General features: G+C 72.9%; 16 protein-coding genes and 1 pseudogene. 5 read left to right on the plus strand and 12 right to left on the minus strand.

Going from position 1 to position 16,272, the window contains the following annotated elements; translation table 11 throughout:
- Nucleotides 1-150: 150 nt before the first annotated feature.
- Both NV263_RS20145 and NV263_RS20150 read right to left on the minus strand, forming a co-directional pair.
- A complete protein-coding gene (locus NV263_RS20145; protein ID WP_263254279.1) occupies nucleotides 151-1,404 on the minus strand; it encodes a glycosyltransferase family 87 protein in 1,254 nt (417 codons plus the stop codon).
- 139 nt (nucleotides 1,405-1,543) lie between these two features.
- Complete coding sequence (locus NV263_RS20150) at nucleotides 1,544-2,026, minus strand: MarR family winged helix-turn-helix transcriptional regulator (RefSeq protein ID WP_263254280.1); 483 nt, start codon at nucleotides 2,024-2,026, stop codon at nucleotides 1,544-1,546.
- Nucleotides 2,027-2,077: 51 nt separating this feature from the next.
- On the opposite strand from NV263_RS20150, the gene NV263_RS20155 reads away from it, so the two are divergent.
- Nucleotides 2,078-3,664 (plus strand): FUSC family protein, encoded by a 1,587-nt coding sequence (locus tag NV263_RS20155; protein WP_263248012.1) that lies wholly within the window; start codon nucleotides 2,078-2,080, stop codon nucleotides 3,662-3,664.
- A gap of 40 nt (nucleotides 3,665-3,704) precedes the next feature.
- On the opposite strand, the gene NV263_RS20160 is transcribed toward NV263_RS20155, so the two are convergent.
- On the minus strand, nucleotides 3,705-5,069 hold the full coding sequence (locus NV263_RS20160) for an HNH endonuclease signature motif containing protein (protein WP_263248014.1): 1,365 nt from the start codon (nucleotides 5,067-5,069) through the stop codon (nucleotides 3,705-3,707).
- Between the two features lie 167 nt (nucleotides 5,070-5,236).
- On the opposite strand from NV263_RS20160, the gene NV263_RS20165 reads away from it, so the two are divergent.
- Together NV263_RS20165 and NV263_RS20170 are read left to right on the plus strand one after the other, a co-directional pair.
- Nucleotides 5,237-6,385, plus strand: a complete 1,149-nt coding sequence (locus NV263_RS20165) for an acyl-CoA dehydrogenase family protein (RefSeq protein WP_263248015.1) — start codon at nucleotides 5,237-5,239, stop codon at nucleotides 6,383-6,385.
- Between the two features lie 112 nt (nucleotides 6,386-6,497).
- Entirely contained in the window at nucleotides 6,498-7,385 is an 888-nt protein-coding gene (locus tag NV263_RS20170; protein ID WP_263248016.1) for an IclR family transcriptional regulator, read from the plus strand.
- Nucleotides 7,386-7,395: 10 nt separating this feature from the next.
- On the opposite strand, the gene NV263_RS20175 is transcribed toward NV263_RS20170, so the two are convergent.
- The 3 genes from NV263_RS20175 to NV263_RS20185 all read right to left on the minus strand — a co-directional run bounded on the left by NV263_RS20175 (nucleotide 7,396) and on the right by NV263_RS20185 (nucleotide 11,484).
- On the minus strand, nucleotides 7,396-9,573 hold the full coding sequence (locus NV263_RS20175) for a carboxyl transferase domain-containing protein (RefSeq protein ID WP_263248017.1): 2,178 nt from the start codon (nucleotides 9,571-9,573) through the stop codon (nucleotides 7,396-7,398).
- Nucleotides 9,570-10,943 carry an AMP-binding protein gene (locus tag NV263_RS20180; protein WP_263248018.1) on the minus strand — a complete coding sequence of 458 codons (1,374 nt, stop codon included), beginning with the start codon at nucleotides 10,941-10,943 and terminating at the stop codon, nucleotides 9,570-9,572. The genes NV263_RS20175 and NV263_RS20180 overlap by 4 nt, the downstream gene beginning before the upstream one ends.
- 85 nt (nucleotides 10,944-11,028) lie before the next feature.
- Nucleotides 11,029-11,484 (minus strand): cupin domain-containing protein, encoded by a 456-nt coding sequence (locus NV263_RS20185; protein ID WP_263248020.1) that lies wholly within the window; start codon nucleotides 11,482-11,484, stop codon nucleotides 11,029-11,031.
- A gap of 59 nt (nucleotides 11,485-11,543) precedes the next feature.
- Between NV263_RS20185 and NV263_RS20190 the strand changes: the two genes are divergently transcribed.
- Nucleotides 11,544-12,221: a 4'-phosphopantetheinyl transferase family protein gene (locus tag NV263_RS20190; protein ID WP_263248022.1), complete on the plus strand. Its 678-nt coding sequence runs from the start codon at nucleotides 11,544-11,546 to the stop codon at nucleotides 12,219-12,221.
- A gap of 26 nt (nucleotides 12,222-12,247) precedes the next feature.
- Here NV263_RS20190 and NV263_RS20195 read toward each other — a convergent pair.
- Together NV263_RS20195 and wrbA are read right to left on the minus strand one after the other, a co-directional pair.
- A pseudogene (locus NV263_RS20195) lies at nucleotides 12,248-12,364 on the minus strand (VOC family protein); the annotation flags it as partial.
- A 58-nt stretch (nucleotides 12,365-12,422) separates the two neighbouring features.
- A complete protein-coding gene (wrbA, locus tag NV263_RS20200; protein WP_263248023.1) occupies nucleotides 12,423-13,031 on the minus strand; it encodes an NAD(P)H:quinone oxidoreductase in 609 nt (202 codons plus the stop codon).
- Nucleotides 13,032-13,173: 142 nt separating this feature from the next.
- Here wrbA and NV263_RS20205 point away from each other — a divergent pair, with 142 nt between their 5' ends.
- Nucleotides 13,174-13,653, plus strand: coding sequence for a MarR family winged helix-turn-helix transcriptional regulator (locus tag NV263_RS20205; RefSeq protein ID WP_263248025.1), 480 nt, complete (start codon nucleotides 13,174-13,176; stop codon nucleotides 13,651-13,653).
- A gap of 410 nt (nucleotides 13,654-14,063) precedes the next feature.
- On the opposite strand, the gene NV263_RS20210 is transcribed toward NV263_RS20205, so the two are convergent.
- The 4 genes from NV263_RS20210 to NV263_RS20225 all read right to left on the minus strand — a co-directional run bounded on the left by NV263_RS20210 (nucleotide 14,064) and on the right by NV263_RS20225 (nucleotide 16,258).
- Nucleotides 14,064-14,276: a hypothetical protein gene (locus NV263_RS20210; protein ID WP_263248026.1), complete on the minus strand. Its 213-nt coding sequence runs from the start codon at nucleotides 14,274-14,276 to the stop codon at nucleotides 14,064-14,066.
- Entirely contained in the window at nucleotides 14,273-14,410 is a 138-nt protein-coding gene (locus NV263_RS20215) for a hypothetical protein (protein ID WP_263254467.1), read from the minus strand. Before NV263_RS20215 ends, NV263_RS20210 begins: the two co-directional genes overlap by 4 nt.
- A 149-nt stretch (nucleotides 14,411-14,559) precedes the next feature.
- Nucleotides 14,560-15,387 (minus strand): SDR family oxidoreductase, encoded by an 828-nt coding sequence (locus NV263_RS20220; RefSeq protein WP_263248027.1) that lies wholly within the window; start codon nucleotides 15,385-15,387, stop codon nucleotides 14,560-14,562.
- A 124-nt stretch (nucleotides 15,388-15,511) separates the two neighbouring features.
- Nucleotides 15,512-16,258, minus strand: a complete 747-nt coding sequence (locus NV263_RS20225; RefSeq protein WP_263248028.1) for a polysaccharide lyase — start codon at nucleotides 16,256-16,258, stop codon at nucleotides 15,512-15,514.
- Between the last annotated feature and the right edge of the window lie 14 nt (nucleotides 16,259-16,272).

Raw genomic sequence — 16,272 nt, forward strand, 5'->3', positions numbered from 1 at the left:
TAACATCACATCAACGGCTCCCAACAAATGGGAGCCGATGCGTTTCTCCCCGCTACCCAGGGGATTCCGCCACCTGCTCCGTCCACTGAGGACGGATACTGGTGCGCGTGAGCTGGCCCACACGGGTGACGGCATTACTGCGATGCGGTGTCAGCGCCCGATCGGTGCGACAGGCGCCCGTTCCCGACCCGAGGACCGGGAACGGGCGAAGCGAACCAACAGGGCCAACCACAGCAAGCCGAGCAGCAGATAGGGATTGCCGAACACGTGCTGCGCCGGACTCCACGGCGGGTCGCTGGGCAGCAGGCGGAACGAGGCGACCAGAACCGTCAGCAGCGTCGTGCCGGTCGCGATCCACCAGCCGGTGCTGCGGAGTCGCATCGCATGACCCGCCATCACCAGCAGTGCTGGCACGCACCACACCCAGTGATCCGACCACGACGTGGGCGAGACCAGCAGCGCCAGCAATCCATTGGCCGCAACGGCGAGAACCGGCTCCACGCGGGGGATCGCGTACCCGACGGCGGCCACGCACGCCACGCTCAGCAGCAACCAGAGCGCGGTCTGCGACGTCGGTTGCAGCCCGAGGCGGGCCAGCCCACCCAAGATGGATTGGTTGGTGTGGAAGGCGGATCCGCTCACGCCGTGCGCCGGCCCCTGCGCGAACCAGTAGTCGCGGGCGGCGGAGAAGTCGAGCAGGAACCCCAGCACGGTGCCCGCCGCGGCCGTCACCACCGCCGTCCCCGCCGCCCGGAAGTCCTTGCGGAACAGGAAGAACAGCAGGAACGCCGCCGGCGTGAGCTTGATGGCGGCGGCGATTCCCACCAGCAGCCCGCGCGGCCAGCGCGGCGCGGGGGCCAGGCAGTCGACCGCGACCAGGCCCATCAGGGCGATGTTGACCTGGCCAAGACCAACGGAGGCGTACACCGGTTCCAGGAACAGCGCGCACGGCAGCAGTCCCGCCGCCACGGCCGTTGCGCCCCGGCGCCCCACCGACGGCCAGAGGTGCCGGGTGACGAGGTACAGCGCACCGCCGATCGCCAGGAAGTCGACGAGGTACATCGCGAGCAGCCCTGCCACGAACGGCAGCAGCGCGAACGGCAGCAGCGGCAGCAGCGCGAAGGGCGGGTAGACCCACGGCAGCGGTCGCCCGATGCTGACCGTCGGAGCGGTGTGCACGAGGTCGCCGCCGGCCAGCCAGGTGTGCACCGCCCAGCGGTAGACCTGGTAGTCGATACCGGAGTGGTCGTCGATCCCGGCCCTGCCGAGCAAGACCATCACCGCCATCGACAGCACGACCGCCGGGACGGATAACGCGATGATCCGGTTCGCGTGACCGACGACGAAGCCGTGGAGGCGCTCCGCGACATCGCCGGTGTGCACCGGGCCGGATCCGAACTGCACCGTGGCCAACTGGGTCCTCTCGCTCGTGCGGCCGACTCCCCCGGGCCGCCCTGAACCAGTGGAGAACGGTGCACTTTAACCCGGCGCAGCACCGGGTCCCAACGCGACTCGCACGTGGACGCCGGGGCTGCGCGCAGGGTCACCGAGCGATTCCGTCCAGCGACGAGAGGACCTTGGCGAGCAGGTCGCCGAGTTGCTCCCGTTCGTCCGGCTCCAGCGGCGCGAGGACGTCCCGCTCGCGGCGCAGCTGCTCCGGGAACAGCCGGTCGGTCAGCGCACGCCCCTCGTCGGTGAGCCGGACGTGGATCTCGCGCCGGTCCCGGGTGGAGGTGGCGCGGGTGATGAGACCGTCGCGTTCCAGCTTCGTCAGCCGCTTCGTGGTCGCCGCGCCCGAGGACAGCGTCTCCCGGGTGAGTTCGCTGGGACGCAGGCCACCGTCGACCCGGCGCAGCGCGCAGAGCACCTCGAACTCGGCTCGCGACAGCCCCTCGTCGGCCAGCGCCGTCTCGTTGACCTGGTTCATCAGCGCGGTGAGGCGCACCACCCTGCCGATCACGCCGACGGTGGAAACATCCTGGTCAGGGCGTTGCGCGCGCCACTGCTCGTGGATCCGTCCGACCACGTCGTCCAACGGAACTCCTTCACAGGTAAATCATCTGGTAATATTTTACTAGTGAACAAGTTGCCGAGCCTCCGGAGGGACGCCCTGCGTCGACTCAGGCGCACCCTGCGCACCCGCGACGCCCTGCGCATCACCGCGAACGTCGGCGGTGTCGCCGTACCCGCGCTGCGGGCCGGGGCCTCCTTCGGATTGCCGATGGGACTGCTCACCGCCTTCGGTCGGCTCGACCTGGTCTCCTTCGCCGCGCTCGGGGCGTTCACCTCCCTGTACTGCCGCGTCGACACCTACGCGCGCCGCGCCCGGCTGCTTCCCGTGATCGCCGCCGGTCTGGTCGCCAGCGTGGCAGCCGGGGCGGCCACGGCCGCCGCCGACCACCACGGCCTGGGCAAGGTCGTGGTGGTCGCGCTGGTCGCCGCGCTGGCCAAACTGCTCTCCGACGCGCTCGCGTTCGGCGCCCCCGCCGGTCTCATGTTCGTCTTCGCCGCGGGCGCCGCCGCGTACGCCCCCCAGGACTGGTCCGCAGTGGGACCGCACGTGGCGGTCACCGCCGCATCGGCGCTGTTCTCACTGGCCCTGGCCATGTCAGGAGCACTGCTGCACCCCACCGGCCCGCAGCGCGTCGCCGTCGCGCGGGCACTCGCCGCGGTCGCGGACCACCTCGACAGCCGCACGCCCCCGACACGGCACCGGGCGCACTCAGCCGTTCACCGAGCGCACGCGGCACTCCGGGCGCGCACGCACCGACGAACGCCGGTGCGCCTCCGCGGTCACCTCGCCCACGCGGAGGCGCTGCTGCACCACCCGTCCGACGAAGCGGCCGAACTCCGGAGGCTGGCCGGGCAGGTCCGGCGCGGCCCGGTACCGGTCCCCGAGCACGCCCCCGCCCCGCTCGGGACGGGCGACCGCCGTCGACCCACCTTCCCCGCGCACCTGCTGCCCACCGCGGCGCGCATGGCCGTGGCCTCCCTGCTGGCCGGCGTCATCACCGCGGCACTGCACCTGGACCACCCGTACTGGGCGGTCGTCTCGGCGAGTTCGGTGCTCCAGTCGACCAACGCCACGGCCACGTGGCACCGCGCGGTGCAGCGCATGTGCGGCACCCTCGCCGGCGCGGTGCTGGCCCTCCTCGTCTTCGGACTGCACCCGAGCGCGGTGACCATCGTCGCGCTGGTCGTGGTCTGCCAGGTCGCCGCCGAGTTCGTCGTCCAGGCCAACTACTCGCTGGGGCTGATCTTCGCCACCCCGGTGGCGCTCGGTCTCGCCAGCCTCGCCCACCCGGCAGGTTTCGGCCTGGTGGGCGAGCGGGTCGGCACCACCGTCTTCGGCGCGCTGGTCGGCACCATCACCAGCCTGCTGCTGATCAACCGCCGCTCGGCACCGCGCCTCGACTCGGCGCTCACCGAGTGCCGACGCGCACAGCAGGCGCTCCGCACAGCCGCGTCCTCCGATGTGGACGCCACCAGGCGCCGGCTCGTGCGGTCCGTGTTCGCTCTCCGCGACGCCCACACGGACGCCCAAGGCGAACTCTGGCACCGCGACCACCGCACCCGGGAAGTCCTCGACGTGGAGCACGCCGCCTACGAACTCCTCGCCGCCACGGCGAGAACCCCGACTCACGACGGCGCACCGGGGCGGTAGAGAACCTTCCCGTCGAGCTGGGTTCCCCGGGCGCGGAAGGTTACGAGTCCGAGTGCGGGCGCGCCGGATCGTCCTCCGAGTGGCGGGGCGCGGGAATCGCCTCTCGGAGGATGGTCCCGTGGTCGTGGTGCTCCGCACGACCACCGGGTCTCGGACGCCGTATCGGATCCACTGTGGATGGTGGGATGAAAACCGGTAGGCCATCGACGACCGTGATGGCCCAGTCCTGGCGGTGAACGGTGCGGTGGTGGTGGCCGCAGAGCATCACCATGTTGTCGAGGTCGGTGGATCCGCCGTCGATCCACGAGATGATGTGGTGCGCCTGCGGCGTTCCCGGTGGCCGGTCACAGCCGGGGAACGCGCACACGCCGTCGCGGTGCAGCAACGCGACGCGCAGGTGCACGGGAGCGGTCCGTTCCGCGCGCCCCACGGCCAGCGGCACACCGTCGGATCCGAGCACCACGGGTAGGACGTCGGCGTCGCAGGCGATCCGGCGGACGTTCTCGGGCGTGATCGGTTGGCCGGTGGCGTCGAGGGTGCCCGGCATCCGCGCCGCGTCCCCGACGTCCTTGCGGAGGTCGTCGAAGCCCACGGTGACGGTCAGCTGCGGGCTCTGACCGCCGGGGCGCGGCAGCCACTCGGCGTCGAGCAGGCGGTCCAGGACGCCCGCGAACGCGTCGGCGTTGCGCTTCGCCGCGGTGCGCGGGTCCGGTGCGCCGTCCTCCTGCGGTCGCGGCGCGGCCAGCGGTTCGAAGACGGCGCGGAACTTGGCCCCGGACTCCCGGTCCAGGCGGGCCCGGATCACGGTCATCCCGTCCGCTCCGACCGAGTGGTGCAGTTCCCGGGCCTCCACCTGGTAGTCCTCGTCGGCCAGCGCTCCCTCCTCGTCGTGCAGGTAGCGGATCCGTTCGGCGAGTCGGGCCAGTTCACGTGGCGACAGCGCGTGCGCCTGCCCGGCCAGCACTCGCTCGATCTCCTCGCGGCTCCGCGCGTCGCACCACGACGGGAGTTTGCGCATTCCGTCCACGACGACCCGCGCGTGGGCCAGGCTGATCTCGCCCGCGCGCAACGCGTGCGCGGTCGCGGGCAGGTCGGCGGGCAGCGGCGCGCCCGACGGGTCGACGCGCTCCTCCACCCGGCGCGCCACCCGCACCCGCGAGGACGCCTCCTGGTGGTCGATGTTCAGCAGCGCCCGCAGCCAGCTCTCCGTGCTGCGCGCCCCTGCTTCGCGCGGCACACCGCGGCGCTCGACCTCGGCCAGCAACGCGAGTTGCCGCGCCAGCGCGGCGCGCAGCACCCGCTCGGTCTCCTGGATTTCCGCGACCAACCGAGGCGACGACAGCACCGTCTCCTGTGGACTGTCCACGTCCACAGGAGCACCGCGAGTCGCCACCACCTCGGCCATACCCCCATGATCCACGCTCGAACTGGCGTTCACCATGACACGATCAGGTCATCGGCGGCAAAACGCCCGCACCGGGCGGAAACGTGCGACCGCACCGCGATCCGCACCCCACCGACCCGGCTATCCTGGATCTCCTGGCACCCCGATGGCGAGGAGGCCGTAGCGGCATGAGCCATGACGTCGTCGAGTCGGTTCGCGAGCTCGTTCCCGCGGTCCGCGAGCGCGCGGAGCGGACGGAGGCCGACCGGCGGGTGTCCGACGAGGTGGTGGCCGCACTGCTCGAACGCGGCCTGTTCGGGATGGCGCTGCCGAAGCGGTACGGCGGCACCGAGGCGCACCCGGTCGACTTCTTCACCGCGGTCCGCGCACTGGCCGCCGCTTGCCCCTCCACGGGGTGGGTCGCCTCGCTGCTGGGCGCCGCCCGGTGGCACCTCGCGATGCTCCCGCCGCAGGCCCAGGACGAGGTCTGGGACGGCACACCGGACGCCCTGGTGTCCGCTTCGTACGCCCCGTCCGGCCGACTCGTCCCGGTCGAGGGCGGCTACCGCCTGAGCGGGGAGTGGAAGTCGGTGCCCGGGGTGGACCACAGCACGTGGTGCATGCTCGGCTGCCTGGTGCTGGGCCAGGCCGAGGAACCGGTGGACTACCGGTCGGTGCTCGTGCCGCGCTCCGACTACCGGGTCGCCGAGGCGTGGAACGTCGTGGGGCTGCACGGCGCGGGCAGCCGGGACGTCACCGTGCGCGGCGCGTTCGTGCCCGCCCACCGCGTCTACGACTCCACGCGCCGCGACCGGTCGGCCGACGGGACGTCGATGCGGCTCATGCCGCTCGGGCCGCTGCACTGCGTGGCCGTGACGATGCCGGTCGTCGGCGCCGCCGAGGGGGCGTACGCGTACCACCTGGACCGGATGCGGCGCCGCAACGAGCTCAGCCGCGGCGGCCGTTCCGAGGACGGGGCCGCGCACGTCGCGGTGGCGCGCGGCGAGGCCGAGTTGGACGCCGCGGTGCTCCAGGTCGAACGCGACCTGCGCGAACTGGTCGACCACGCCGAGCGCGGGGTGCCGGTGCCCAAGGAACTGCGGCTGCGGGCCCGGCGGGACCAGGTGCGCGCCACCGAACGCTCGGTGGAGGCGCTGGACCTGCTGTTCAAGGTGGCGGGCGGGCATTCGGTGCGGATGGACGCGCCGATCCAACGGGCCTGGCGGGACGCGCACACCGCCGCGGCGCACGTCGCGAACAGCGCGGAGCTGCCGCTGTCGCTGTACGGCTGCTGGGCCCACGGCCTGGACGCCGACGACACCCTCCTGTTGGTCTGAATCGCGTTGGCAGCGGCGGACATCCGTGCTTGCCGGTGCTCGCGGGAAGTGTCTAGTGTTGACACCGGGCGGTGACCGACATCACCCTCCTTCGGCGTTCCGAGGTGCACGAATGACGAGCGATGAGGCCAGGACTGGACGGGGCGCCGCGCCCGCGGACCGCCGGGACGAGCGCGGCGGCATCTCCTCTCCCCCGTCGATGGTGGAGCGGATGACGCTGGTCCTCGACGCGTTCGGGGACCGCGCGGCGCGACTGCGGCTCGACGAGATCGCACTGCGCACCGGGCTGCCGCGCTCCACCTCGCACCGCATCCTCGACCAGTTGGTGCGCCTGGGCTGGTTGACGCACTCCTCGAACGGCTACGCGCTGGGGCGCCGGTCGCTGCGCCTCGGCGGGCGCCTCGACGACACCGCAGAGCTGCGCGCGGCGGCCGCGCCGGTGCTGGAGAAGCTGCACGGCGGCACCGGGCGCGTCGTGTGCCTCGGGGTGCTGGACGGCGCCAACGTGGTGTTCCTGGACCGGATCGGCGGGGCGGGCGCGGCGCTGCCCTCGCACGTGGGCGGGCGCGCGCCCGCGCACGCGACCGCGCTGGGCAAGGCGATGCTCGCCCGGTTGTCGCCGGAGGACGTGGATTCGGTGTTCCGGCGGGGCTTGCGACCGCGCACGCACGCCACCATCACGGACCTGGCGGTGCTGCACCGGGAACTGCAGCGGGTGCGGACCCGGCACGGGCTGGCTTTCGAACGGGACGAGCACGCGGTGGGCGTCTCCGGTGTCGCGGTGGCGATCAGCGGAGGGGAACGGATCGGCGGGATCTGCGTCTACGAACCGACGGCGGGCGGGTCACCGGAGCGGCTGGCGCCGCTGGTGCGCGACGCCGCCACCAGGATCGCCCGGCGGCTGGCCCCGGACCACGCGGTCGCCGAGCCGGTGCCGGCACCCGGCACCGGGATCATGAAGCGGTTCCTGGAAGTCCTCGACGAGGACGCCATCGTCTAGTCCACAGTGGTCACCAGGTGTCCAGGACGGCGCGGGCGCGCGGGTTGACCCATCCCCGACGCGGCACCGGTGGGAGGGCGCGCAGCAGCACGTCGCGGGTCTCCGCCGGGTCGATCACGTCGTCGACCTCCAGGTGCATCGCGGTGTTGAGGGCGCTGCCGTTCTCATACATCTCGGCGACCAGCTCGTCGAAGCGGCGCTGCCGCAGGTCCGGGTCGGCGATGGCGTCGAGTTCCCGGCGGAACCCGAGCCGCACGGCACCTTCCAGGCCCATGCCGCCGAACTCGCCGCTGGGCCAGGACACCGCCAGGGCAGGTCGGTGCAGGCTGCCGCCTGCCATCGCCATCGCGCCGAGCCCGTAGCTCTTGCGCAGCACGACCGCGGCGATCGGGACGGTCAGGTGCGCTCCGCGGACGAACAGGCGGCCGAAGTGCCGCACGGTGGCGGTCTTCTCCGCCTCCGGGCCGACCATGAAGCCCGGCGTGTCGCACAGCGAGACCACCGGCAGCCCGAAGACCTCGCACAGCTGCAGCATGCGCGCGAGCTTGTCCGCGCCGTCGGCGTCGATGGCGCCTCCCAGCACCGCCGGGTTGTTGGCGATCAGGCCCATCGGGCGACCCGCGATGCGGACCAGCGCGGTGACCGCGCACCGGCCGAAGGACGGTCGGAGTTCGAGCACCGAACCGGTGTCGCAGAGCAGGTCGATGGCGTCGTGGACGTCGTAGACCCGTTTGCGGTTCTCCGGCACCACGTGGCGCAGTGCGCGCTGGTCGGGTGCGGTGTGCCCGGGCAGGTCGCCCTGGAAGTAGGTCAGGTAGCGCCGGGCCGCGGCGACCGCGGCGGCTTCGTCGTCGACGGCGATGTCCACCACGCCGTTGCGGGTGTGCACGTCGATCGGCCCGACGTCCTCGGGCGCGTGCACGCCCAGCCCGCCGCCCTCGATCATCGCCGGGCCGCCCATGCCGATGGTGGAGTCGCGGGTGGCGATGACGACGTCGCAGGTCCCCAGCAGCGCCGCGTTGCCCGCGAAGCAGCGTCCGGCGGCGATGCCGACGGTGGGCACCCGACCGCTGAGTTCGCCGAGCGCCAGGAAAGAGGGCGTGGTCAACCCGCCGCTCTTGGGCACGTCGACGTCGCCCGGCCTGCCGCCGCCGCCTTCGGCGAACAGCACGACGGGGTACTCGTGCCGCCCGGCGACTTCCAGGATCCGGTCGGTCTTGCGGTGGTTGAAGTGCCCCTGCGTCCCGGCGAGCACCGTGTAGTCGTAGGCGAGGACCGCGCAGGTGCTGCGCTCGGGTCCGAACAGCGCGCCGTTGACGCTGCCGACGCCGGTGACCATGCCGTCGGCCGGGGTGTTGCGCACGAGGTCGTCGGCTTCGCGGCGCCTGCGCTGGGCGGCGACCGCGAAACCGCCGTATTCGGTGAAGGTGTCCGGGTCGACCAGGTCGGCGATGTTCTCCCGCGCGGTGCGCATGCCGCGTTCCCGGCGCTTGCGCACCGCCTCCGGGCGGCGCTCGTCGGACAGCAGCGCCCGGCGTTCGAGCACGCGCGCCAGGTCCGGGCGGATGTGGGCGGGATCGGGCCGGTCGTCGGCGGGTGCGGCCAGGGCGGCGTCGTCGCTTTCCCGCACGAGCACCACGGGAGTTCCCGCGTCGACGACGTCGCCTTCCCGCACCCGCACCCGCACGACGTGTCCGCCGCGGTCGGCGCGGACGAGGTGGTGCATCTTCATCGCCTCCAACGTGACCACGGCCTGCCCCGGCGCGACCGGGTCGCCGTCGGCGACGTCGACGGAGACGACGGATCCGCTCATCGGCGCGGTCACGCTCCCGTCCGGCTCCGCAGCGGATTCGGCGGCCGGACCGGCGAGCTCCGCCCAGTGCTCGTCCACGTAGGACGTCGTGCAGCTCCCGGCGGCGAAGTCCGCGCTGCCCAGCACGGCTCGTTGGACGGCCAGGTTGGTGGCCACGCCGTCGATGCGCGTCTCGGCGAGGGCGCGCAGCGCGCCGCGCCGCGCGGCGTCCGGATCGCTGTCGTGCACGACGATCTTGGCCAGCAGCGGGTCGAACCCGGGGTGCACGCGGTGACCGGCGCGAGCGGCGGTGTCGACGCGGATGCCGCGCCCGGCGGGCAGGTCGAACCGCTCCAGCACCCCCGAGCGCGGCAGCACCTCTCCACCGGGGGTCATCGTCTCGGCGTTGATCCGCACCTGCAGCGCGGCGCCGCGCGGTGCCGGAACCGCGTCCTGGGTGAGGCCGAGGTCGGCCAGGCTCGCCCCGGCCCGCAGTAGCCGGTGAGCAGCGAGGGCGTGCGGATGCGGATCTCGCCGCGCTGTCCGAGCGGCAGCGGCTCCTCGGTGCCGGGGTCGACGACCACGAACTCGGTGCCGGGCACCGGGAGTCCGCAGAACACCGGCTCGGACCGCAGATCCCGGTCGTCCTCGGCGAAACCGCAGGTGATGGTGTCGGCGGTGTGCGTCTCGGTCATGCCGTAGGACGCTTCGCGCAGCACGCTGTGCGCGCCGACCGCCTCGGCCCAGCGGTGCCGCAGTTCGGGGGTGAGCTTGCGAACGAACGACATCGTGCGCGGGTTGTCCACACTGGACAGGTCGTGGTGGCCGAACGCCGGGTGCGCCATCAGTTCGACGTAGTTGTCGACGGTGCCGATCATGTCGGTGACCCGGTACCGCTCGACCGCGCGCAGCACCGCCTCGGCGTCCCACCGCGCGAGCAGCACGACCGTGGCGCCGTGCACGATCGGCACGAGGATCCCGGTGTCCTCGCCGGCGATCCAGAAGATCGGGACGTGGACCAGGAAGACGTCGGGGCCGCGGTGCCTGCGCGGCGGTCGCGCGGCGCCGGCGGTCACCGCGGTGTAGAGCATGTGCCGTTGGGTGTGCTGGCAGCCCTTGGGCATTCCGGTGGTCCCGCCCGTGTAGTTCAGCGCGGCGAGCGCGTCCAGGTCGGACTCGCGCTGCTCGGCGCGCGGCGCGGCGCGCACCCGGTGCCACTGGCCGCCGGGGGCCGGTGTGCGCAGCGCTGCGGGCAGCGGCAGCGGCGGTTCGGCGGGCAGCAGGTCGGTCGGCGAGGTGGGGAGCACCTCGCGCAACGGCGTTCCGGCGCGGACTTCTTCGACCAGCGGGAGCAGTTCGGTGGCGGCGACCAGCACCTCGACACCCGCGTCGGTGAGCTCGTGGGCGAGTTCGTGGCGCCGGAACATCGGGTTCACCGGCACGTGCACGGCGCCGTGCTTGAGGATGCCCATCATCGCGATGACGAACTGGGGGCAGTTCGGCAGCAGCACCCCCACCCGGTCGCCGCGCCGCACCCCGACCTCGGCCAGCCACCCGGCGAACCGGTCGGACAGCTCGTCGAGTTCGGCGTAGCTGATCTCGGTGCCGTAGTAGACGATCGCGGTCCGCTGCGGTGCGTGCACCGCCCAGTGCCGCAGGTGGTCGGTGATCGGGCGCTCGCCGAGGGGGTGGGTCACCTCCCGCGGGATGCCCTCCGGCCAGTTGCGCTGCTGCCGCGCGCGGAGATCCGCGAGATGGGCGCCCACGTCCACATCGGCCTCCCCGAAGTCGCATACCGACCAGTCGGTCGCCGAAGGACAGCGTGATCGCGGGCGCCCCGCGTGTCAAGGGTCACTCGGGCAGCGCGTACAGCTCCGGGAGGTTGACCACGATGGCTTCCTGGGTGCTGCGGGCGATGACCACGACGGCCTCCTCGTCGGGGTCCGGGTTCTCCTCGCGGTGCGGGACGTAGGGCGGGACGAAGATGTAGTCGCCGGGCTCGGTCCGGATCCGGACCTCCTGCTCGCCGTCGTGGAAGACGAACTCCGGGTGCCCGCGCACCACGTGGATCGCCGTCTCCGACTCGCCGTGGTGGTGGTTGTCCGAGGCGGTGGCCGGGGCGACGTGCGTCTGCCCCATCCAGATCTTCTCCGAACCGACCAGGTCCCCGCTGACCGCGGCGAGCCGCCGCATTCCCGTGGTCTGCGCCGTCCCGGCGTCCAGATCGGCGGCCCGCACGTGGTGCAGGCGGGCGCGCAGCGGGCCGCGGGCGGGCAGGTCGGGGTGGAACGCGTCGTGCTGGGCCATGGACTCCTCCTCGCGCGGTCGCGCCCAGGATATCGACCGCTGCGACTACGGTGGTCGCCGTGCACGAGAACCCCGCCGTGATCGCGACGCTGCTGCCCGACGCCGCCCGCAGCGCGGAGGCGTTCGGCGATCCGCCGGAGGCGGTGCTGCTGCCGGAGGAGGAGCCGCTCGTGGCGCGGGCCGTGGACAAGCGGCGGCGCGAGGTCACCACGGCCCGCTGGTGCGCCCGCCGGGCGCTGGCGGAGTTGGGCGTGCCGCCCGCGCCGGTGCCGCGCGGCGAGCGCGGCGAACCGGTGTGGCCGGACGGCGTCGTCGGCAGCCTCACGCACTGCGACGGCTACCGGGCCGCCGTGGTGGGCCGCGCCGAGCAGGTGCTCACCGTCGGCATCGACGCCGAGCCGGACGGTCCGTTGCCGGACGGCGTGCTCGACGTCGTGTCGCTGCCCGCCGAACGCGCCCGCCTCACCGAACTGTCCACAGCGGACCCATCCCGGAACTGGGACCGGTTGTTGTTCTGCTGCAAGGAGTCCGTCTACAAGGCGTGGTTCCCGCTGACCCGCGAGTGGCTGGGTTTCGAAGACGCGCGGATCGACGTCGACCCGGCCGCGGGCACCTTCACCGCGCACCTGCTGCGCCCGGCGCCCGAGGTGGGCGGTGCCCCGCTGACCGGGTTCTCCGGTCGCTGGACGACCGGTCGCGGGCTCGTGGTGGCCGCGATCGTCCGGCAGCGGACGTGATCTACCGGCTCGGCAGCGCCGCTTCAGTTGACGGTGGTCTTCACCAACCGCAGGCCGAGCACCCGCTGGTAGAACTCGGCGTTGCGCCGAGGGTTCCCGGCGATGGCGGTGACGTGGTGCAGACCGCTGGTGGCGATGGCCATCGCGCCCTCCGTTCGCCGGGGCCGCGCGGTGCCCCCGGTACCGCGCGGCCCGGCTGCGTCAGGCGCTGCGCAGCGCCCGGGTGATGGTGACGACGCGGCGCGCCTGGACCGCGGCGGCGGCGCGGGTGGTGTCGTCGACCTTGTTCTGGCCCTGCGCGTCGACGTGGCTGGTGCCGTACGGGTTGCCGTCGGCGAACTTGGCGCCGTCGGTGTAGCCGGGCGCCACCACGATGCCGCCGAAGTGGTGGAACGAGTTGTACAGCGCCAGCAGGGTGGACTCCTGGCCGCCGTGCGCGGTGGCGCTGGAGGTGAAGCCGCTGTAGACCTTGTCGGCCAGCTTGCCCTGCGCCCACAGCCCGCCGAGGGTGTCGATGAACTGCTTGAGCTGCGAGGCGATGTTGCCGAAGCGGGTCGGCGAGCCGAAGATCACCGCGTCGGCCCACTCCACGTCGTCCGGGGTGGCTTCGGGGATCGAGCGGGTGGCCTCGACGTTGGCCCGCCACGCCGGGTTGGCGTCGATCGCCGAGTCGGGGGCCAGCTCGGGCGCGCGGCGCAGCCGGACCTCGGCGCCGGCCGCTTCGGCCTCGGCGACCAGGGTGTTGGCGATCTCGGTACCGGTCCCGGTGGACGAGTAGTAGATGACGCTGAGCTTGACGGGGTTGCTCATCGGAACTCCTTCGCTCGGGGCACAGCCCCTTATCTCTTCCACGGAAGACAGTAGCCCAAAAGTTTTCTTCCTTGCAAGAGACTTCGCGGCGAACCGAACCGGTAGACTGGGCCAGGAGCGATGCCGCAGGGAGGAGCAGCCGGTGAGCAGCAGCGACGTGGCCCCCGTCGAGACGCGGACCGATGACGACCAGATCGTCACCTGGTGGGGTTTGGTCATCGAGGGGTACCACGTCACCCAGGAGCGGATCATGGCCGAGATCTCCGACCAGTTCGGACTCGCCCCGGCCTCCTTCGACATCCTGGTGCGCCTGGTCCGCTCCCCCGAGCACCGCATGCCCATGACCAAGCTCGCCCACGAGGCGGCGTTGAGCAGCGGCGGCTTCACCAAGGTCGCCGACCGCCTCGCCAAGGCCGGGCTGATCCGGCGCGAACCCTGCGACACCGACCGCCGCGTCACCTACGCGGTGCTCACCGACCACGGCCTCGACGTCGCCGAACGCGCCCGCACCGCCTGCGCGGAGATCCTGCGCAGGCGCGTCCTGCAACCGCTCGGCGAGGTGGACTCCGCCGCGCTCGCCCAGACCATGCGGACCTTGCGCGAGGCCAACTCGCCGGGCTGAGCACCGGTCTTTGAACCTGCTCCCGGAACACGCATGGCAAGCGGCGCCAGCCGCTTCCTCTTTCGGTGCGAGTCTGTCTTTGAACCTGCTCCCGGAAGGGGTGTGGCAAGCGGCGATAGCCGCTTTCTCTTTTCGGTGAGTGGCCTCGCCACTTGCACCGCCGCGGGTTCTCCGATGGGCACAGCGGCGCGTCAGCGCCTCCGTGGGGGGCGGCGGTCGGGCGACGGGCGGGCGTCTCGCGAGGACAGCCCCGACGCCGTGTACGGGATGGGTACATGAGGAGGGGATCCCGGAGCCGGTGTGGCTGTGGCGCGTCAGCGCCTCGTTGGGGGGTGGTGGTCGGGCGACGGGCGGGCCGCTGAGGTTCCGCCACCGGCACCGCCACGCAAAAGGAGTTCGAAGACAGAGCGTCACTCCCGCCAGGCGGCGACCGCCGCACGCAGGTCCGGCACCTGCGCCGGGCCGGCCAGCCCCAGGTGGTGGACGTGCAGTTCGTCCGCCCCCGCCCACCTGAGCTCGCGCGCGTGGCCGCCGATGTCGGGCACCGGCGCCGCGCCGGTCACCGCGACGTGGACGCCGAGTCCGACGCATGCCGGGCGTGCACCGCAGAACGCAGCGGTCACCAGGGCGTTGCGGCCCGGGTGCTGCGGTGGGCGGTGGCGATCGCCACCTCGTCGACGCCGAGTTCCACTGCGCGAACGGCGAAACCCTCGTCCACGTCCCACGGGAAGCAGTAGCCGACCACGTGCCGCCGCATCGTCCGGCCCCTCTCGCCAGGGCGGCCGCAACACCGGTCGCGCTGCTGTCGCGGCGCAGTTCCGCCGCTCCGGACACCGTTTTCGCGAACCTAGATCGCGCCCGATCACCCCGTCAACGAGGTGCACCCCGGGGGAGCAACGACGCGGGTCAGGGCTGCGCCGCGGCGACGGCGTCGATGACCCGCTGCGCCCGGTGCCGCGCCGCGCCACCGGGGTCGCCGCCGGGCAGCGCGTGCAGCCGGTCGGCCTCCACCGCGGCCAGGATCCGCCGCGCGGCTTCGTCGGGTTCGAGCATGTCCCCCAGCGTCTCCGCGATCGCCGCCAGCACCGCGGCGGCGTTGTCGCCCAGCCGCTCGGCCCACTGCGGGAACTCGACCACCTCCCGGGTCCCCTCGACCATCGGCGTGCGCACGAACGCCGGGCACGCCACGGTCACGCCGACCGGCAACCCCAGCATCTCCAGCTCGGCGCGCAGCACCTCGGACAGGGCCACCACGGCGTGCTTGGACGTGCCGTAGGACGCGCTCAGCGGAGTCCCGGTCAGCCCGGCCAGCGAGGCGATGTTGAGCACGTGCCCGCGTTCGGCGGCCACCAGGTGCGGCACGAAGGCCCTGATGCCGTGCAGCACGCCGAACAGGTTCACCTCGACGACCCGCCGCCAGTCGGCGAGGTCGGCCTCCCACAGCGGTTTCCCGTCGTTCGGCGCGACTCCGGCGTTGTTGACGACCAGGTCGAGGCGGCCGAACCGGGCGAGCAGTCGCTCGGCCACCGAGGCCACCGCGTCGCCGTCGGTGACGTCGGCGACGAACGGCACCGCGGCGTCGCCGAGTTCCCCGGCGGTCTTGCGCACCTCGTCCTCGTGCAGGTCCACCAGTGCCACCGACACGCCCCGCCCCACCAGTTCGGCGGCCAGTGCCCGCCCGATGCCCTGCGCGGCCCCGGTGACGACCGCCACCTGCCCGGATTCGATCAGCATGCGTCCTCCCGTCGACCGACGCGGTCCGATGTCGACGGTCTCCCCCAGTCGACCACCGCGTGCGTGCCCTGCGAACCTAGCCCGCCGGTGCCCGCGGCGGCACGCGTTTTCCCGCAAGCGCCCGTCAGCGCGCCGCGACCTCGGTGTAGGACCTGCCGACCCGGGCGTCGGCCAGGTAGGCGGTGGCCGGGCCGGTGATGCCGTCGGAGCGGTACACGCCCCACTTGTCCGTCACGAAGTCGGCGCGCACCGTCGCGGCCGGGTACTGGTCCTTCCCGGCGAGGTGCTGCGGCTGCCCGTCGTACCAGAACCGCACCCAGCCCTGGCCGGGGTCGTGCGAGAAGTGGATGCCGACGACGAAGTCGTTCCACCGGTCCCGGGGCAGCGGGACGTCCCACAGCTTCGTGGTCTTCATCGCCGGGTCGGTGTACTCCAGGTCGAGCCGGTCACCGCGGGCCCGCAGCGACAGCGGGGGCGTGGCCGCGCCCGAACCGTAGTCCTTGAGCTGCCACAGCACGACCCAGTCGCCGTCCTTCGTCGGCAGCGGGCCCCACTTCGAGCGCCAGCCGACGTAGTAGGTGTCGCCCTCGGTGAAGCGCAGCGCCGCGCCGTCCGGCGTGCGGTGGCCGCGCGTCTCCACCCGGACCCGTTCGGACCCCTGCTTCCGGCCGGAGGTGCGCAACCGGTAGGCGGTGCCGCCCTCGACGACGTCGACGCTGCCCGGTTTGGTCTCCACCCCTTCGAACACCGACGTACCGCGCCCGGGGTCCGCCGACCACACCGGATCCGCGACATCGGCGGCGGTGGCCCCCGGGACCACCACGAGCAGCGCGGCGGCGGCCAGGGCGCGCACTGGTTGCGACCACTGCATGGGCGCGACGCTAG

It is taken from the genome of Saccharopolyspora rosea, from assembly GCF_025643595.1.
GTDB lineage: Bacteria > Actinomycetota > Actinomycetes > Mycobacteriales > Pseudonocardiaceae > Saccharopolyspora > Saccharopolyspora rosea.